Raw genomic sequence first — 17,702 nt, 5'->3', positions numbered from 1 at the left:
CAGTCTTAGCGGTGTTCTCGGCCGGTACGTTGATCGTCGCGCGATTTGACGCGCAGCACCTCGCCCGTGCGTGCATCAAGCTTGACCTTGGTCAATTGCCCCGCAGGTGTGAGCAGCTTGATCTCGTAAATCCAGCGATCCCGCTCCTGCTCCAGCTCCACTTCGAGCACCTGGCCGGGCACTTCACGCTGCAGGCGCTCCAGCACTGCAGGCAGCGGCAGCACCTGGCCCGCCTGCACGGCCTGGCGGGCGCGGTCGTGGTCGTCCTTGCCGCTGGCCAAGGCGTTTGGCGCGATTACCGCTGCCGCCCACAGCAGACAAGCTGCCGCACCCCAGCGCATGGCGTGGCAGCGCTCTGAAGCACGGTGGGGGGAAAAAAGCATGGGTGCATTGTCCCGCGCAGTGTCTGAACGGCCGATGAACAGCCCTTTCACGCGCCGTTCAGGCTGGGGTTTCAACAATGGCTGCACACCACAACAAACACCCACAAGGACACCGCGATGACAACCGTTCGCACTCTGGCCCTGGCTGCACTGTGCCTCTGGGCTGCGGCCAGCCCCAGCCACGCCGCCGACACCACCGCCGCCCAGCAGCTCGCGCACTGGAGCGCACAGGCAGGCAGCCCCGGCAATGCCGACAAGGGCAAGGTGTTCTTCACCACCCGGCACGGCGGCGAGTGGTCTTGCGCATCCTGCCACGGCACGCCGCCCACCGCGCAGGGCAAACACGCCAGCACCGGCAAGTCGATAGCGCCTCTGGCCCCCGCCTTCAACCCCAAGGCCTTTACCGACACCGCCAAGGTGGACAAGTGGTTTCGCCGCAACTGCAACGACGTGCTGAGCCGCGAATGCACGGCTGTGGAGAAGGCCGATGTGCTGGCGTACCTCAACGCCCTCAAGCCCTGAGACCGACACCATGAAAAAACCTGCCCCCCTACGCCCTGCGGCCCTGGCCACCGCTGTGTGCGCACTGACCCTGCTGTCAATCTCCAGCGCCCATGCGGACAGCGGGCGCGCCATGCCCCGCAACGTGCCCAGTGCTTTCACGCAGGAATGCGCCGCCTGCCACACCGCCTACCCACCCGGGCTGCTGCCCGCCGCGTCGTGGAACCGCGTGATGACGGGGCTCGACAAGCACTATGGCACCGATGCATCGCTGGACGCGGCCACCGTGCGCCAGCTCAACCAGTGGCTGCAGGCACACGCCGGCACCTACAAGCGCGTGAACGAGGAGCCCCCCGAGGACCGCATCACCCGCTCAGCCTGGTTTGAGCGCAAACACCGAAAGATCGAGCCCGCCGCCTGGAAGCTTGCCAGCGTGAAAAGCGCCGCCAACTGCGCGGCCTGCCACACGGGTGCCGACCAAGGGCAATTTGACGACAACGACCTGCGCATGCCCGCGGGGCTGGATGCCCGATCACGCCGCGCCTGGAACGACTGAACCCAAGGAAAAAACCATGCAAACCACCCCCTCCTTCGACCCGGTCCGCGCCACAGCGCAGCCAGCGACTGCCCAAACGCCCAGCCGCCGGGTCACCGACGCGCCCACGCGCATGTTCCACTGGCTGTTTGCGCTCTGCTTTGTGGGTGCCTACGCCACCGCCGATGGCGAGCACTGGCGGCTGCTGCACGTCACGTTGGGCTACACCATGGCGGGCCTGCTGGGCTTTCGCGTGCTGTACGGAATCTTTGGCCCGCGGACTTCGGGCCTGGGCCTGCTGTGGCGCAAGCTGGCCGGGGCTCCCGCATGGCTGCGCCCCCTGTCCCAAGCACGCTCTGCCAGCCAGGTGAGCCAGGTGAACTGGCGCCAGGGGCAAAACATGCTGATGACACTCGCGGTGGTGCTGCTGCTGGTCCTGGTCGTTCCTATCACCTTGAGCGGCTATGCCACCTACAACGATTGGGGCGACGTGTTGGGTGGCGACTGGATCGAAGAAGTGCACGAGTTCTTCGGAGAAGCCATGCTGTTTGTCGTGCTGGCCCACCTCGCATTGATTGCCGGCCTGAGCATGCTGTGGCGCAAGAATCAGGCGCTGCCCATGCTGACCGGGCGCGTGGAAGGCCCCGGGCCCAACCTGGTACAGAAAAACCGCACCTGGCTGGCGGCCGCGCTGCTGCTGGCAGTGTTGGCCTTTGGCGCATGGGAGTGGCAGCAATCGCCCAATGGTTTGATTGCCAGCGGCACGACGAGCGAGCGCAGCAGACACCACGATGACGACTGAAGCCCGTCAAAACAACTTTCAGGATCAACCCATGAAAATCTATATGTGTGTGGTCTGCGGCTGGATCTATGACGAAGCTGCAGGCTTGCCCGATGAGGGCATTGCGCCAGGCACCCTGTGGGCCGATGTGCCCGACGATTGGCGGTGTCCTGAGTGCAATGTGGGCAAGGCAGACTTTGTGCTGTGCGAGGTGTGAGGTGTGAGGTGCAAGGTGTGATCTGGGAAACAGCTGCACCAGCACACTGACACTTTCACCGATCAAAGGTATAAGAAAGATCGCCTCAAGACTCCCCACGCCCCCAGATGCCCGCACAACCCCCACAGACTGGCCTTGACCCGGCCGTTGCCGCCCAGCGCCTGCGTGAAGAAGGCCCCAACGAACTGGGCATCAGCCAGCGCCGCACGCTGCGCGACATGGCCTGGGACGTGGTGCGCGAGCCCATGTTCTTGCTGCTGCTGGGCGCAGGCGGCATCTACCTGGCAATGGGCGACGCGCACGAGGCCCTGATCCTGCTGGGCTTTGTGGTGATCATCATGACCATCACGGTGCTGCAGGAGCGCCGCACCGACAACACCCTCAACGCCCTGCGCGACCTCTCCAGCCCCCGCGCGCTGGCGCTGCGAGGCGGCACCATGGTGCGCATCGCAGGCCGCGATGTGGTACGCGAGGACCTCTTGATGATTGCCGAGGGCGACCGCATCCCGGCTGACGGCACCCTGCTGCAGGCGCACGAGCTGGCCGCCAACGAGTCGATGCTGACCGGTGAATCCGAGCCCGTGGCCAAGCAGATTGCCAATAAGGTATTTGCAGGCACGCTGGTGGTCAGCGGGCAGGGTCTGCTGCAGGTGACGGCCGTGGGGCGCCATACCGAGCTGGGGCGCATTGGCCAGTCGCTCGACACCATTGCGCTGCAGGCCTCGCCCTTGCGTGAAGAAATGGCACGGCTCACCCACAAGCTCGTGCTGATCGGCCTGTCGCTGTGCGTGCTGCTGGTGGCCCTGTTCTGGGCACTGCGCGGCGACGCATTGCAAGCAGTGCTGGCAGGCATCACCCTGGCCATGGGCATCCTGCCGCAAGAGCTTCCGGTGATCATGATCGTCTTCCTGGCCCTGGCTGCACGGCGGCTGGCGGCGCAGCAGGTATTGACGCGGCGGCTCAACGCCATCGAAACGCTGGGGCAGACCACCGTGCTGTGCGTGGACAAGACCGGCACCCTCACGCAAAACCGCATGGCCGTGGCCGCACTGTGCATTGCGGGCGAGGAGCTGGATGTGCAGAACCTGCCCGAAAAAGCAGCCGAAGCAGGTGGCACGGCGCTGCCAGAGGCCTTTCACGAACTGCTCGAATACGCCGTGCTGGCCAGCGAGATCGAACCGCACGACCCCATGGAGCAGGCCTTTCACCGCATGGCGGGGAATCATCTGGCAGGCACTGAGCACCTGCACCCCGCCTGGTCGCTGGCGCGCGAATATGAGCTCTCGCCCCAGCTGCTGGCCATGAGCCACTTGTGGCGCGACGGCACATCCGCGCACGATACCGTGGCCACCAAGGGTGCGCCTGAAGCCGTGGCCGACCTGTGCCATCTGTCTGACGCCGAGCGCGCCACCGTCAGCGCCCAGGCCGCCCGGCTGGCCGATCGGGGCCTTCGGGTGCTGGGCGTGGCCAAGGCCCGGCACCGCGTGCAAGACGAATGGCCAGGCATTCAGCACGACTTTGACTTTGAATGGCTGGGCCTCGTGGCCCTGGCCGACCCCCTGCGACCCGAGGTGCCCCAGGCGATTGCAGAGTGTCACCAGGCGGGTATCCGCGTGGTGATGATCACAGGCGACCACCCCCGCACCGCACGCGCGATTGCAGCCCAGGCGGGCATCGCCCACGACCAGGTCGTCACCGGCGATGAAATGGCCTTGATGTCCCCCGACATGCTCACCGGCAAAGTCCGGCAGGTCAGCGTGTTTGCACGCATCAAGCCGCACCAGAAGCTGGCGCTGGTCGAAGCACTCAAGGCCCAGGGTGAGGTGGTGGCCATGACGGGCGATGGCGTGAACGACGCCCCCGCCCTCAAGGCCGCCCACATCGGCATCGCCATGGGCCAGCGCGGCACCGACGTGGCGCGCGAGGCCGCAGCGCTGGTGCTGCTGCACGACGACTTCGCAGCCATTGTTCAGGCCATCCACCGGGGGCGGCAGACCTTTGCCAACCTGCGCCAGGCCATGGTCTACACGCTCGCCGTGCATGTGCCCATCATCGGGCTGGCGCTGCTGCCGGTGCTGTTTGGGCTGCCGCTGGTGCTGGCACCGCTGCACATTGCGTTTCTGGAACTGGTCATCGACCCGGCCTGCTCCATCGTCTTTGAGGCCGAGGAAGGTGCGGCCGACCTTATGCAGCAGCCGCCGCGCCGCGCCGATGAACCCTTGCTTTCAGCCCGCCACATCCTGCTGAGCCTGGTGCAGGGCGGCGTGGTGACGGCTGCCGTGGTGGGCCTCTATGCCTGGCTGCTGGGCCAGGCCGCGCATGCCGCCACGGCCAGCACGGTCGCCTTCGTGGTGCTGGTGTCTGCCAACGCAGCGCTCATCCTGCCCAGCCGCAGCAACCAGACGAGCTGGCGCAGCCTGTGGGCGGGCCTCACACCCGTCAGCCTGTGGGTGCTGGGCGGCACACTGGCGGCGCTGACTGCCATCACCACAGTACCTTGGCTGGCCTCAGCCTTCAAGTTTGCGCCGTTGCCGCCCCTGCATTGGCTCATGGCGATGGTGGCCGGGTTGACATTGACAGGGCTCTTTGCAGCCAACAAACGATGGCTCCGCCCCACAACGCTGGCGCACAATCATCCGACCGTCTGACCACCCCGCCACACGCCATGCCCATTGTTCTGGAATCGCTCGACCACGTTGTACTCACCGTTGCCAGCATTGAAAAAACCATCGCGTTCTATGAGCGTGTGCTTGGCATGACTGCGCGGGAGTTCAAGCCCCGGCGGTATGCGCTGCACTTCGGCGATCAAAAGATCAATCTGCACGAAGTAGGCACGGTGGTGGACCCGAACGTGCGACATGCCACCGCGGGTTCTGCCGACCTGTGTTTTCTCACGCAAACCCCGTTGGAAGAAGTGGTGACACATCTGCAAGCTGAAGGCGTCTCCATCGTGCAAGGCCCGGTGGGTGCTACGGGAGCGTGCCACAAGTTGCTGTCGGTTTACATCTATGACCCGGACGAAAACCTGATCGAGATCGCCAACGAAGTGTGAACGGTCAAAGATCCGTCGAGGTGGCCGCGCGCAGCAGCGATGCAGCGGGCGCCACCAGCTCCTGCAGCTGTCCGGCGCGCCCCTGCTCGATGGACTGGAGCACCATCTCGTTGATACCTCCCACCACCGCCATGGCCATCATGGGCTGCAGCGGGGCCTTGCGCAGGGGCGCCCCCGGGCGGTTGTTCACCACCTCCAGCATCAGGTCCACCAACTGCTGGTTGACGCGCCGCCGCGCGGCCAGGCCGGGCATGCCCAGGCCCAGGATTTCAATGAACAGAGTGCGCAGCAGAACCGGATTGCAGGCCAGCGCACCAAAGTACGCCGACAGCGCCTGCTCCACCTGGGCCTGCCAATCGCTTTGGGGGTTGATGGCACCACGCAGCACCGCCAGTGCGTTGCCGCTGGCCGATTCGTACAGCGCTGTCAGGCATTCGGCCTTGTCGGCAAAGTTCTCGTAGAAAGTACGCCGCGAGACGCCAGCCTCGCGCACGATGTCTGCAATCGTGGTGTCGGCATAGCCTTTGGTCGCCACGGCGCGGGCCATGCCCTGCAGCAGGCGATCCCGATGTTCCCTACCCTCGGTGGCGCCAGGTCGGGGGGCGGCTTGCAGTGCGGTCATGCTGGCAGATTCCCTCGGGGTTAACAGGTACTTGACAGTACCACATGCGCACCCCATGATCCCTCACCACTGGTACTACAACGTACCAAACCACAAAGACGTTATCTTTTTACCGAGCTCCCGGAGATCCATCCCCATGACCGAACTCGTCGTGCGACGCCTGCTCATTGACCTGGAAACGCCTTTTGACCGCCACTGGTGCGGCGGCGATGCGTTTCGCACGGCGTTCTTCAATGCGCTGTCGATGAGCTTCCCGGTGGGCGAGCAGTTCTTCATCGACGCTGTGAAGGGCGGGCACAAAGCCATGTCGCCCGAGCAACACGCGCAATTTGCCGACGAGGTGCGCGGCTTCGTCGGGCAAGAGGCCACTCACCGCCGCATCCATGCGCTGTTCAATGGGCACCTCGAAAAGCAGGGCCTGGTCAACGAATGGGCGTCCCGCGCGCAGGAGCGCATGAAGCTTTTTGCCGGAGCCGACCCACGCCACCCGCTGGCCGTGACGGCTGCCAACGAGCACTTCACCGCGCTGCTGGCCGAATGGCTGCTGGCCCACCCGGAAACACTGGCGGGCGCCGAACCCCGCCTGGCCACCATGTGGCAATGGCACTGCGCCGAAGAGGCCGAGCACAAGAACACGGCGTTCGACATCTACCAGGCGCTGGGCGGCAACCACGAGTGGCGCATCACCTGGTTCCGCCGCATCACCCTCGTCTTCTTGGGCGACGCCCTGCGCCAGACGGTGCTGAACCTGCGCCGCGACGGAACGCTGTGGAAATGGACCACCTGGGCCAGTGCGGCGCGCACGCTGTTTGGCAAGGGCGGCCTGGTGCGCGAAACCTGGCGCCCATGGCGCGAATACCTGCGCCGCGACTTTCACCCCAGCCAGCACGGCACGGACCTGTCACAGCAGTGGCTGGCTCAGCACAGCGACGCCTACGTGCCCGTGGGCGCACGCTGAGCCACAACGCCAGAATGCGGTTTCAGGCGCTGACGGCGGCCGCTGGCTGGGCACCACGCCGCAGCACCAGACCACCAAACAGCGTCGCCAGTATGTACATGCTGACCGAGTAGATGGCCGCAGGCAGTGCCAGCTGAAAGTTGCCCAGCACCGACAGCGCGATGAAGATGGCCAGCGTGGAGTTGTGGATGCCGATCTCGAAACTGATGGCCGTGGCCATGGACTTGTCGAGCCCCGCCGCCCGCGACAGGTAGTACCCCGACGCAAGACTGATCGCATTGAACAACAACACGGCCGGACCGATGCCCGCGAAGGACTCGACCAGCGCCGTCCACTCCTTGGCAATCGCAATCAGCGCAAAAGCGGCCAGCACCACGGCGCTGAAAATCTTCATGGGCTTTTCCATGCGGGCGCTGAAGGCCGGCGCGCGCCGGTGCACCGCCATGCCCAGCACCACCGGCACGAGCACGATGATGATCACCTCGACCACCTTGCCAAACTGCAGCGGCACCACCTGGCCCGTGTGCGCAAAGGTGTTGATCGCCCAGTTGGTGATGAGCGGCAGGCTCACGATGGACAACACGGTGTTGATGGCGGTGAGCGAGATGTTCATCGCCACATTGCCACCAAAAAGATGGCTGAACAGGTTGGCCGACACCCCACCCGGTGAAGCCGCCAGCAGCATCAGCCCCACCGCGTAGAGCGGCGCCACGCCCAGCAGCACGATGAGGGCGTAACAGGCCACTGGCAGCACCAGCACCTGCAGCACCAGGGCCAGCACCACGGCACGCGGATGCTGCAGCAGGCGCTTGAAGTCGCCCACCGTGAGCGAAAGGCCCAGGCCGAACATGACCAGCCCCAGGGCGATGAACAACAAGGTGGGAAGTATGGAAACAAAGCTCATGGGTCACGCGCGGGGCTTATGCAGGTGCCTGGCCGGTGCGCAGTCGCACCGGGCCGCTGCGCTGCTCGATCGCCGCCTGCACTTCCTTGCGCAAACCCAACGCAAAGGCCCACTCGGCCACCACAAACAGCGGGCCGACGATCAGGCCCACCAAGTCGTCCACAAACGCGGGCTTGCGACCTTCGTAGTAGTGGCCCACGAACTGAATCACCCAGCCGACGGCAAACAGGCCAATGCCCGTGGCCAGCCACACCGCCATGCTCTGCAAAGCTACCCACTGCCCCCCCACCAGCATGGCCGCCAGCAGGGTCGCCATGGCCAGGCCAAAACGCATATCCAGCCGGAAGTAGAAGACGCTGGCCGCCAGCGCAGCGACCAGCGCAGGGCTCAGCGGCAAGGCGCCCGCCATCCAGGTCGGGCGCGACAGCAGGATGACCACCGCGAACATGATCATGGGCACGCCCACAAAATGGGTGTGGATGTTGCGAGGATCGCGGTGGTAGTCGGCGTACTGCGCAAGGTGGTCGATCAGGGTTTTCATGGGTGTCTCCGGCTGTTGTTTTGAGCAGCATCAATACTCGCCCCGGGGCATTGCCAGCGTCTGTCGTGCAGACGACAAAAAGGCACACTCCCACGGCACCGCCCCACCCTGCCTCGCGCCCAATCTGCACTGCATGACCGACCCCGCCACCTATCTGCCCGTCCTCCAGTCCGGCCGCTGGTTTGCCCACCTGCCGCCCGACTTTGCCCAGCCGCTGCTGGCCATGGCACAGGTGCGCCATTTGCAGACGGGCGAAGTGCTGTTTCTGCGTGGCGATGCGCCCTGCGGGCTGTATGCGGTGGTGCGCGGCGCGGTCAGCATCTCGGGCACGGGCGGCCGGGCCGACGAGGCGCGGGCCGCGCTGCTGATCCGCCTGGAGCCGCCGCACTGGTTTGGCGAAATCTCGGTGTTCGACAACTCTGCACGCACGCACGACGCGCAGGCCACCGAGCCCACCACGCTGCTGCACATTCCGCACGAGCGGCTGCAGGCGTGGCTGCAGGCCCACCCGCAGCACTGGCATGCGCTCGCGCTGCTGCTCACCGACAAGCTGCGCTCGGCCTTTGTGGCCATGGAAGAGCTGGCCCTGTTGCCTGCGCCACAACGCCTGGCGCGCCGCCTGGTGATGATGGCCGAGGGCTACGGCCAGTGGACGGCCGAGGGGCGGTCGCGCCGCGTGCTGTCCATCTCGCAAGAGCAGTTGTCGCTGATGCTGGCCATCTCGCGCCAGACCACGAACCAGATCCTCAAGGACCTGGAATCGCGCCACCTGGTGCGCGTGCAACGCGGCGAGCTGGAGATTCTGGACCTGGCGGCGCTGCGCGCCACCTGCCATTGAATTGCTATTAAATATATAGCTAATAGCGCTTTACCAACAAGCGCCAGAAGCATTTTTTACTTAAATAATAAGCACACATTTCATTTCCGGGCAAAATGACGGCCATGCAACTGAACTACATCGCCAACGCCTCGGTGCCGTCCGCCTCGGGCCGCACGATTGCCATGATCGACCCGTCCGACGGCCAGCCCTTCGACGAGATCCAGCGCAGCAACGCCGACGACATCGACGCGGCGGTGCATGCGGCCCGCCAGTGCTACAACGCGGTGTGGCAGAAGCTGGCCCCGGTGGAGCGCGGCCGACTGCTGCAAAAGCTCTCGGCCAAGATCCTGGAGCATGCGGACGAGCTGACGGCGCTGGAGCAGCGCGACTGCGGCAAGCCCACCAAGCAGGCACGCGCCGACGCGATTGCGCTGGCGCGCTACTTCGAGTTCTACGCCGGTGCGTGCGACAAGTTTCACGGCGAGACGATCCCCTACCCCGACGGCTACAGCGTGCTGACCTGGCGCGAGCCCCACGGCGTGACGGGCCATGTGATTCCCTGGAACTACCCCATGCAGATCTTCGGCCGCAGCGTGGGCGGCGCGCTGGCGGCAGGCAATGTGTGCGTGGTCAAACCGGCCGAAGATGCCTGCCTCTCGCTGATCCGCGTGGCGCAGCTCGCGGCCGAGGTGGGCTTTCCCTCCGGCGCGCTCAACATCGTCACCGGCTACGGCCATGAGGTGGGCGACGCATTGGCGCGCCACCCCGGCATAGACCACATCAGCTTCACCGGCAGCCCCAAGATCGGCACGCTGATCCAGCAGGTGGCCGCCGAGCGCCACTGCCCCGTGACGCTGGAGCTGGGCGGAAAAAGCCCGCAGATCATCTTTGCAGATGCGGACCTCGATGCCGCCATCCCCGTGGTCATCAACGCCATCGTGCAGAACGCCGGGCAGACCTGCTCGGCGGGCTCACGGGTGCTGATCGATTCGCTGATTTACGAACCGCTGCTGGAGCGTCTGGGCAAGGCGTTTGAAAAGTTGCGCGTCGGCCCCGCCGCCATGGACCTGGACGTGGGCCCGCTGATCCGCCAGACGCAGCAGCAGCGCGTGTGGGATTTCCTCTCCGACGCGCAGGTGGCAGGCATCCCCATGGTGGCCCAGGGCGTGGTGGTGGACGAAGCGCCCGAGACCGGCTACTACCAGGCCCCGACCTTGCTGCGCGATGTGCCCGTGGGCCATCGACTGGCACAGGAAGAAGTCTTCGGACCCGTGCTGTCGGCCATGGCCTTCCAGGACGAGGACCACGCGGTCGAGCTGGCCAACGCCACACAATTCGGCCTGGTGGCCGGCATCTGGACGCGCGATGGTGCGCGCCAGTTCCGCATGGCCAAGCGCGTGCACAGCGGCCAGGTGTTCATCAACAACTACGGCGCGGCCGGCGGTGTGGAGCTGCCGTTTGGCGGCGTCAAATCCAGCGGCTACGGGCGCGAAAAGGGCTTTGAGGCGCTGTACGGCTTCACCACCTTGAAGACCGTTGCCATCAAGTACGGTTGAAGAGGCATTGCAGGGTGTCCCGCTGGCGCGCGACGGTGCTGGCAGGCCCCAGTAACCTTGGCCGCTTCTGCACGACGATTTTTCTTTTTCCATGCCCCTGAGTCCCCCCGCCCCCCGCACCCTGAAGCATGTCCGCCGGGTGAACTACCAGGGCTTTGAACGCGACGATGGCCTGTGGGACATCGAAGGCGAGCTGCACGACAGCAAGGCCTACGACGCCCCCTCGCACCGCGACCCGACGCGCACGCGCCTGGCGGGCGAAGCCATCCACCACATGTGGCTGCGCGTGACCGTGAACCGCCAGCTGGTGGTGCAGGCGGTGGATGTGTCCATGGATTCACACCCGCTCAAGGGCTGCACCGAGGCCCAGGCAGCGCTGCAGCGCATGGTGGGCTGCAGCATGGCACGCGGCTGGCGCCAGGCCATCCAGAAGCACCTGGGCGGCGTGGACAGCTGCACGCACCTGCGCGAACTGCTGTTCAACCTGGCCACGGCGGCGTTCCAGTCAGTGCCTGCCGTGTTTGCCGCCAGCCACCCCGACGAGCCACCGCGCCACCTGGGCCAGTGCACGGGGTGGGACTTCAACGGCAACGGCGTCAAAGAGTTCTTTCCGCAGTTCTATGGCCGGGAGCCCAAGGCACCCGCCCCGGCGGCCCCTGCGGCCGATACAGTTTCGGCCACTGAAATTTCAGCCCCATCGGGCGCTAGCGCTAGCTGAATATGCGCTGGTAGCTATCAATTTTGATATATCACCACAACCCATCGGAGACACCCATGCGTGTGCAGAACAAATCCATCATCGTCACCGGCGCTGGCAACGGCATTGGCGAAGGCATCGCCAAACGCCTGGCCGCAGAGGGCGGCAAGGTCATCGTCAACGACATCAATGAAGCCGGTGGCCAGCGCGTGGTGGCTGAGATCACGGCCGCCGGCGGCACCGCCGCGTTCTTCAAGGCCGACGTGACGAAGTCCGCCGAAGTGAAGGCGATGGTCGACGAAGCCGTGCGCCTGTACGGCCGCCTGGACGTGGTGGTGAACAACGCAGGCTGGACGCACCGCAACCGCCCCATGCTCGAAGTGAGCGAGGACGAGTTCGACAAGGTCTATGCCATCAACATGAAGAGCATCTACCTGTCGGCCATCCACGCCGTGCCTGCATTGCGCCAAGCCGGTGGTGGCAGCATCATCAACATCGCCTCCACCGCCGGGCTGCGTCCGCGCCCGGGCTTGACCTGGTACAACGGCTCCAAGGGCGCCGTCATTATCACCAGCAAGTCCATGGCGGCCGAGCTGGGCCCGGACAACATCCGCGTGAACTGCATCAACCCCGTGTTCAACCCCGACACCGGACTGGCCGCCGAGTTTGCGGGCGGCCCGGTGGACGATGCGCGCCGCGCCAAGTTCCTGGCCACCATTCCGCTGGGGCGCTTCTCCACCGCGCTGGACGTGGCGAATGCGGCGCTGTACCTGGCCAGCGACGAGGCATCTTTCATCAGCGGCGTGTGCATCGAGGTGGATGGCGGGCGCTGCGTGTAAGCTGGCGATCGTCCAAGCCCCCCAATCCGCACCAAGCCAGTGCGGATTGATTTGACGGTCTTGTCGCTGCTGCCTATAGTGCCGCCGATGTTTGCGAGCCAGCCTTCCGTCACTGTTGCCAGCGCGACCGCGCCGCTGCGCCGTGCCGCGCGCTCGCAGGCCACGCTCCAGGCCGGTGACCGCGCTCTCTGCACCCTCGCTGCAGATTCCTGAGCCCGGCGACACCCCCTCCCCTTCGCATTCTTTTCGCGCACCTCCTGTCGCCGGGCCCCACGCCCAGCGCCAGCTTGCGCCTTGGCCACGGCCGGGGCGCGAACGCCAGGAGTGTCCATGCCCCCGTTCCCTTCGGGCGAGATTTCGCTCGCCCCGTGCGCCCCTGCGCGCAGCCTGCCCGCCGATGAGGCCATCGCCAGCGCGGCGGTCGCCCCCGACATCACCCGCAACTTCATCCGTGCCAAGCAGCCCTGCGCCGACGGCTACCGCTGGTACCTGCGCCGCCAGGAGGGCGCCAGCAACTACCAGGCGCTGCTGGACGACCTGGTGCGCGAAGGTCGCGTGGAAGACGCTTGCTGGATGCTGGACCAGTTCGGCCCCACCAACGATGTGCTGGAAATAGACCACCTGGAGGCCGACGCGCTGGTGTTTGCCGGCAGCGTGCGCTGCCGGGGCCACGCCGACGTGGAGGGTGTGCTGCGCACGGGCCGCAGCCTCAGCGTGCTGGGCGGCCTGCGGGTGGGTAGAGCACTGCGCGTGGGCGAAGACCTGCGCGTGGCGGGCGCAGTGCGCTGCGAGGGCAGCGCGCGGCTGCACGGCGATGCGCGCGTGGGCTGGTCGCTGACAGTGGCGCAGCGACTGCAGTGCACAGGCAGCCTGCGTGTGGGCGGCGAGCTGGACTGCGGGGCTGCCGCCCACGTCGGTGGCCACTGCCGGGTGACCCAGGATCTGCGGGTGGTAGGCGACCTGGGTTGCGACGGCGGCATCAAGGTGGGTGGCCACTTGCAAACCGATGCTGCCGTGCAGGCTGCCCGGGGCGTGTGGGTAACGGGCGACGTGGACTGCAAGGGCCACCTGCAAGCGGGCTGGGGTGTGCGGGCCGGTGGGCACATTCACGCCGGAGGGGCCATCCGTGCGGGCGAGAGCCTGTGGGCGGGCGAAACCATTGCGGCGGGTGAGGCCTACGGCGTATACGCAGGCCTGGTGGTGCCGCTGCCCGACTGGCCCCACAGCGCCCAGGTGTGCGCCCGCGAACAGCCTGCACGCCTGCTGAGCGGCTGCTGGACCGATGGCCAGGGGAACACGCCATGATGGCCATCGCCTGCAGCCTGTGCGACCCACGCGACGCCACCTTCATCGCCAATACGTGGCCCGGCCAGGGCTTGCTGGGCCGGTGGGCCCAGCGGCTGACCGAACTGCGCATCGACGTGGATCTGTCGGGCCGCGACATCCAGCGCGAGTTCGAGGCGCTGTACGACCGCATCCGCACCAACCACCGCACGCGCGATGCGATGCAGCCGTTGCCCTTGCATCTGCATGGGCTGGTGTTTCGCCTGCGCGAGGCCGACGGCGAATACTTTGTGTATGCCATCGACCCGCAGCGCAACCGCATCGTGGCCTACACCGTGTTCAACCGGCTGGTCGAGGTGGACCGCCGCACCGACCGCCACCTGCGTGCGCCCCACACCAAGGTGGTGGACGGCTACCGCCGCATGGGCATTGCATCAGCCATCTACCGATGGTGGCTGGACTCAGGGAGGAGCCTGATAACAGGCGCACGCCAGTCGGCTGGCGCCCATGGCCTGTGGATGGCCCTGGCACGCGACTACGAACTGGCAGCGGCGCGCATCGACACCCACAAACGCGTCCAGCAGCTGCCGCTTCCACCTCCCCCAGGGTTTTTCAACGCGCTGGACACCCGGCTGGTGCTGGTGGGGCGCGATTGCCGCCTTGCGGACTTCATGCAGCATGCGGCCTGGGGCGGCTGATCGGGTGACCCCGGCCGTTCCGTGCCTCTCAGCCCAGCACCTCGCGCAGGGCAGCGTCGTACAGGCCGGTGAGCTTGTCCATCACCCCCAGCAGGCGTTCGCTGGTGGTAGCCACGGCGTTCAGCCCCGCGTCATCGGCCGGGCGGCGCAGCGCGGATTCAAAAAACAGCCACTGTGAGTCGGCCAACTCCAGCTCGTTGCGGATGGACGATGTGGACACGGGCGCCGCCTTCAATGTCTGCAAGGCCTGGCGGAAGTCCGCCGCATCGGACGCCAGCTGCGCCTGCACCACCTTGGAATCCACCTTGGCAGCACTCAAAAAGTAGTTCTTGGCCAGGCGCTGCGACAGCATGCGCTGGCGGCCCGCCAGGTTCACCAGGCGGGCACTGGGGGCCTGTGCCAATTTTTCGATGGCCTCGGTCACGGCCTGCGCAATGAGCAGCGTTCGATCGGCCTGTTCCGATGCCGCCGCTACCAGGGCCGTGGTGGTGGCGGGCGCCGAAGTCATCTGGTTGAGCAGGGCAAACTGCTTTTGCACTTCTGCCAGCTGCCGCCCGACTTCTGCAGGCCACTGGCCCGACTGCATGCCTCGGGCCAGTTCGCCGCTACCCGTCTGCACCATCTTGCGCGCCAAACCCATCACATCCACCGCCGCAGCAGGCAGCACCTGCAGGTACTGCTGGCAATAGGCCTTGGCCATGCGCTGCGACAGTGCGCGAAACCAGCCCGCATAGTTGATGGCCCCCGACAACCCCATCTGCGCCTGGGCTCCTGTCGCCCAAGTTGCCCAGGTGGGCAGCAGAACACCCGCCGCCACCCGCTGAAGGGCCACACGGCGCTGGCATGGCACGGCATCGGCAGAAAATTCGCGCGTCAACATGGGAATCCCCTTGAAATCGAATGGGCAGATTGTTGCAACGCAGCAAACAGAACGCCCTGCGCCATGTCAAAGGCGGGCCATACCAGCGCCTGGGCAAAACTTGACCGCGATCAACTCCGCGCGCAGGGGCTTGCCCCCTCTGCAGGCCCCCTTGCGGCAAAATCACGCCATGGCCGAACGTGTGATTCCTCTGGTGGACCAACGCATCGCCGCTCTGGCGGCGCGGGTGCCCACACACCCCGTGGCCCCCACCGGCCTGCTCACCGACACCCGGGGCCGCCCGCTGCGCGACCTGCGCATCAGCGTGACGGACCGCTGCAACTTCCGCTGCAACTACTGCATGCCCAAGGAAGTGTTCGACAAGGACTACCCCTACCTGCCCCATGGCGCGCTGCTGAGCTTTGAAGAGATCACGCGGCTGGCAAAGCTCTTCCTGGCGCATGGCGTGCGCAAGATCCGCCTGACCGGTGGCGAGCCCCTGCTGCGCAAGAACCTGGAAGCGCTGGTGGCGCAACTGGCCCAGCTGCGCACGGTGGACGGGCTGGCGCCCGACCTCACGCTGACCACCAACGGATCGCTGCTGGCGCGCAAGGCCAAAGCGCTGAAAGACGCGGGCCTGAACCGCGTGACCGTGAGCCTCGACGGCCTGGACGACGCCGTGTTTCGCCGCATGAACGATGTGGACTTTCCGGTGGCCGACGTGCTGGCGGGCATCGAAGCGGCGCACGCCGCCGGGCTGTCGCACATCAAGGTCAACATGGTGGTCAAGCGCGGCACCAACGACCACGAAATTTTGCCCATGGCCCGCCACTTCCGGGGCACGGGCACCACGCTGCGTTTCATCGAATACATGGACGTGGGCGCCACCAACGGCTGGCGCATGGACGAAGTGCTGCCCTCGGCCGAGCTGATCGAGCGCCTGCGCGCCGAGCTGCCGCTGGTGCAGCTCGACCCGAGCAGCCCCGGCGAAACCGCCGAGCGCTGGGGCTATGCCAATGCCGCAGGCCAATATGACCCCGCCCTGGGCGAGGTGGGCGTGATCAGCAGCGTGACCCAGGCCTTCTGCCACGACTGCAACCGCGCGCGCCTGTCCACCGAAGGCAAGTTGTACCTGTGCCTGTTTGCCTCCGAAGGCTACGACCTGCGCACCCTGCTGCGCGGCGGCGCCAGCGACGAAGCGATCGCCTCGGCCATCGCGCCCATCTGGCAGCAGCGCGCTGACCGCTACTCCGAGCTGCGCAGCACCCTGCCGGCAGACAATACGCCAGGGGTGCGGCGTGTGGAAATGAGCTACATCGGCGGGTAAGCAAAGTGCCGACTTTTTAGGGCACCATCGGTGGCTTCGGTCCTCGCGTTGTCCTTACAGCCACCCATGTCCCTTCAACCCAAACACCGCGCACTGTTTCTGGCCAACGCTGCCGTTCTGGTCACCCACCAGATCGACGCCGCGTACTGGCACGAGTGGGAGCTGTTTCACATCCCCGGCGGCAACCAGGTCAACCTGCTGCTGAACCTGCCCATCATTGCGCTGGTGCTGTACGCGCAGTCGCAAGTGGCCCGTGGCGAGGATTCAGCGGCCCTGATGTTCTACAAACTCATGCCTTGCCTCGGTGCCTTGACCGTGGTGATCCACGGGCTGTTTTTTGCCCTGGGACATGAGGCCTTTGTACAACCTGTGTCCCTGGGCCTGCTGGTCGGCACGGCTGTCCTTTCCTGCCTGCAGTTGACCGCGCTGCGTACCCGGCCGCTGCGGTAGCCCTCTATTTCACGCTCCATCGCGCGCACCATGACCAAGATTGACACCCAAGACATTACCGGCATCGTCCTTGCCGGCGGCCGCGGCTCCCGCATGGGTGGGGTCGACAAAGGCCTGCAGAACTTTCGGGGCCTGCCCCTGGCCCTGCACACCCTGATGCGACTGCAGATGCAGACCGGCGCCACCATGGTCAACGCCAATCGCAATCTGGCCGCCTACGAAGCCTTCGGCGCACCGGTGTGGCCCGACGTGCTGAGCGACTATGCCGGGCCGCTAGCGGGTTTTTTGACAGGCCTGGAGCGTTGCGAAACGCCCTGGCTGTTGACAGTGCCCTGCGACACCCCGCTGTTCCCCCTGGACCTGGCCCAGCGCCTGGCGGCGGCGGCTGACGCCCAGGACGCCGACATCGCCATGGCCGCAGCGCCCGAGGACGATGGCACGGGCCGCACCACCGTGCGCCCCCAGCCGGTGTTCTGCCTGCTGCGCGTGGACCTGCTCGAAAGCCTGGTCGCTTTCACCCAGGCCGGTGGCCGCAAGATTGATGCATGGACGGCACAGCACCGCTGCGCCATCGTGCCGTTTGACCAGCCCGGCGACGACCCCAAGGCCTTTTTCAACGCCAACACGCTGGCTGAGCTGCACGCGCTGGAAAGCGCGAGCGCACCGCAGGCCTGATCA

Annotated in this window: 21 protein-coding genes; 16 read left to right on the top strand and 5 right to left on the bottom strand. The window is 66.1% G+C overall.

Going from position 1 to position 17,702, the window contains the following annotated elements:
* Window positions 1-5 precede the first annotated feature (5 nt).
* Window positions 6-383: a PepSY domain-containing protein gene (locus tag LPA35_RS17765; RefSeq protein WP_121508650.1), complete on the bottom strand. Its 378-nt coding sequence runs from the start codon at window positions 381-383 to the stop codon at window positions 6-8.
* A 117-nt stretch (window positions 384-500) separates the two neighbouring features.
* On the opposite strand from LPA35_RS17765, the gene LPA35_RS17760 reads away from it, so the two are divergent.
* From LPA35_RS17760 to LPA35_RS17735, 6 genes are all read left to right on the top strand, one after another.
* A complete protein-coding gene (locus LPA35_RS17760; RefSeq protein WP_176886357.1) occupies window positions 501-905 on the top strand; it encodes a DUF1924 domain-containing protein in 405 nt (134 codons plus the stop codon).
* 10 nt (window positions 906-915) lie between these two features.
* Window positions 916-1,440, top strand: a complete 525-nt coding sequence (locus LPA35_RS17755) for a diheme cytochrome c (protein WP_228897879.1) — start codon at window positions 916-918, stop codon at window positions 1,438-1,440.
* A 16-nt stretch (window positions 1,441-1,456) separates the two neighbouring features.
* Complete coding sequence (locus tag LPA35_RS17750) at window positions 1,457-2,221, top strand: cytochrome b/b6 domain-containing protein (RefSeq protein ID WP_228897878.1); 765 nt, start codon at window positions 1,457-1,459, stop codon at window positions 2,219-2,221.
* A gap of 31 nt (window positions 2,222-2,252) precedes the next feature.
* Entirely contained in the window at window positions 2,253-2,417 is a 165-nt protein-coding gene (locus LPA35_RS17745) for a rubredoxin (RefSeq protein ID WP_055398177.1), read from the top strand.
* A 107-nt stretch (window positions 2,418-2,524) separates the two neighbouring features.
* Window positions 2,525-5,065 carry a cation-translocating P-type ATPase gene (locus LPA35_RS17740; protein WP_228897877.1) on the top strand — a complete coding sequence of 847 codons (2,541 nt, stop codon included), beginning with the start codon at window positions 2,525-2,527 and terminating at the stop codon, window positions 5,063-5,065.
* 17 nt (window positions 5,066-5,082) lie between these two features.
* A complete protein-coding gene (locus tag LPA35_RS17735; protein WP_121420501.1) occupies window positions 5,083-5,469 on the top strand; it encodes a VOC family protein in 387 nt (128 codons plus the stop codon).
* Window positions 5,470-5,473: 4 nt separating this feature from the next.
* Here the strand turns inward: LPA35_RS17735 and LPA35_RS17730 are convergent, their stop codons facing one another.
* Window positions 5,474-6,091, bottom strand: a complete 618-nt coding sequence (locus LPA35_RS17730; protein ID WP_228897876.1) for a TetR/AcrR family transcriptional regulator — start codon at window positions 6,089-6,091, stop codon at window positions 5,474-5,476.
* Window positions 6,092-6,227: 136 nt separating this feature from the next.
* On the opposite strand from LPA35_RS17730, the gene LPA35_RS17725 reads away from it, so the two are divergent.
* Window positions 6,228-7,049, top strand: a complete 822-nt coding sequence (locus LPA35_RS17725; RefSeq protein ID WP_228897875.1) for a metal-dependent hydrolase — start codon at window positions 6,228-6,230, stop codon at window positions 7,047-7,049.
* A 22-nt stretch (window positions 7,050-7,071) separates the two neighbouring features.
* On the opposite strand, the gene LPA35_RS17720 is transcribed toward LPA35_RS17725, so the two are convergent.
* Both LPA35_RS17720 and LPA35_RS17715 read right to left on the bottom strand, forming a co-directional pair.
* Window positions 7,072-7,953 carry a bile acid:sodium symporter family protein gene (locus LPA35_RS17720; protein ID WP_228897874.1) on the bottom strand — a complete coding sequence of 294 codons (882 nt, stop codon included), beginning with the start codon at window positions 7,951-7,953 and terminating at the stop codon, window positions 7,072-7,074.
* Between the two features lie 16 nt (window positions 7,954-7,969).
* On the bottom strand, window positions 7,970-8,494 hold the full coding sequence (locus LPA35_RS17715; protein ID WP_228897873.1) for a DUF962 domain-containing protein: 525 nt from the start codon (window positions 8,492-8,494) through the stop codon (window positions 7,970-7,972).
* Window positions 8,495-8,627: 133 nt separating this feature from the next.
* On the opposite strand from LPA35_RS17715, the gene LPA35_RS17710 reads away from it, so the two are divergent.
* From LPA35_RS17710 to LPA35_RS17685, 6 genes are all read left to right on the top strand, one after another.
* Window positions 8,628-9,332: a Crp/Fnr family transcriptional regulator gene (locus LPA35_RS17710; protein WP_228897872.1), complete on the top strand. Its 705-nt coding sequence runs from the start codon at window positions 8,628-8,630 to the stop codon at window positions 9,330-9,332.
* A 104-nt stretch (window positions 9,333-9,436) separates the two neighbouring features.
* Window positions 9,437-10,870, top strand: a complete 1,434-nt coding sequence (locus LPA35_RS17705) for an aldehyde dehydrogenase family protein (RefSeq protein WP_218300166.1) — start codon at window positions 9,437-9,439, stop codon at window positions 10,868-10,870.
* Between the two features lie 91 nt (window positions 10,871-10,961).
* Complete coding sequence (locus LPA35_RS17700) at window positions 10,962-11,588, top strand: DUF2889 domain-containing protein (protein ID WP_228897871.1); 627 nt, start codon at window positions 10,962-10,964, stop codon at window positions 11,586-11,588.
* A gap of 56 nt (window positions 11,589-11,644) precedes the next feature.
* A complete protein-coding gene (locus tag LPA35_RS17695) occupies window positions 11,645-12,406 on the top strand; it encodes an SDR family oxidoreductase (RefSeq protein WP_146872364.1) in 762 nt (253 codons plus the stop codon).
* Between the two features lie 330 nt (window positions 12,407-12,736).
* Window positions 12,737-13,711 (top strand): hypothetical protein, encoded by a 975-nt coding sequence (locus LPA35_RS17690; protein ID WP_228897870.1) that lies wholly within the window; start codon window positions 12,737-12,739, stop codon window positions 13,709-13,711.
* A complete protein-coding gene (locus LPA35_RS17685; RefSeq protein ID WP_228897869.1) occupies window positions 13,708-14,388 on the top strand; it encodes a hypothetical protein in 681 nt (226 codons plus the stop codon). The genes LPA35_RS17690 and LPA35_RS17685 overlap by 4 nt, the downstream gene beginning before the upstream one ends.
* A 28-nt stretch (window positions 14,389-14,416) precedes the next feature.
* Here LPA35_RS17685 and LPA35_RS17680 read toward each other — a convergent pair whose 3' ends face one another.
* Window positions 14,417-15,268 carry a type IV pili methyl-accepting chemotaxis transducer N-terminal domain-containing protein gene (locus LPA35_RS17680; protein ID WP_228897868.1) on the bottom strand — a complete coding sequence of 284 codons (852 nt, stop codon included), beginning with the start codon at window positions 15,266-15,268 and terminating at the stop codon, window positions 14,417-14,419.
* A 169-nt stretch (window positions 15,269-15,437) separates the two neighbouring features.
* Here LPA35_RS17680 and moaA point away from each other — a divergent pair, with 169 nt between their 5' ends.
* The 3 genes from moaA to mobA all read left to right on the top strand — a co-directional run bounded on the left by moaA (window position 15,438) and on the right by mobA (window position 17,699).
* A complete protein-coding gene (moaA, locus tag LPA35_RS17675) occupies window positions 15,438-16,574 on the top strand; it encodes a GTP 3',8-cyclase MoaA (RefSeq protein WP_218300171.1) in 1,137 nt (378 codons plus the stop codon).
* A gap of 66 nt (window positions 16,575-16,640) precedes the next feature.
* Window positions 16,641-17,024 carry a DUF6713 family protein gene (locus LPA35_RS17670; protein WP_218300172.1) on the top strand — a complete coding sequence of 128 codons (384 nt, stop codon included), beginning with the start codon at window positions 16,641-16,643 and terminating at the stop codon, window positions 17,022-17,024.
* Between the two features lie 30 nt (window positions 17,025-17,054).
* Window positions 17,055-17,699, top strand: coding sequence for a molybdenum cofactor guanylyltransferase MobA (mobA, locus tag LPA35_RS17665; RefSeq protein WP_228897867.1), 645 nt, complete (start codon window positions 17,055-17,057; stop codon window positions 17,697-17,699).
* The last annotated feature ends 3 nt before the right edge of the window (window positions 17,700-17,702 follow it).

This window comes from Acidovorax sp. Leaf73 (assembly GCF_916855635.1).
In the GTDB taxonomy this organism is placed as follows: Bacteria; Pseudomonadota; Gammaproteobacteria; order Burkholderiales; family Burkholderiaceae_C; genus Acidovorax; species Acidovorax facilis.
This window is presented reverse-complemented; position numbering and strand designations above follow the sequence as displayed.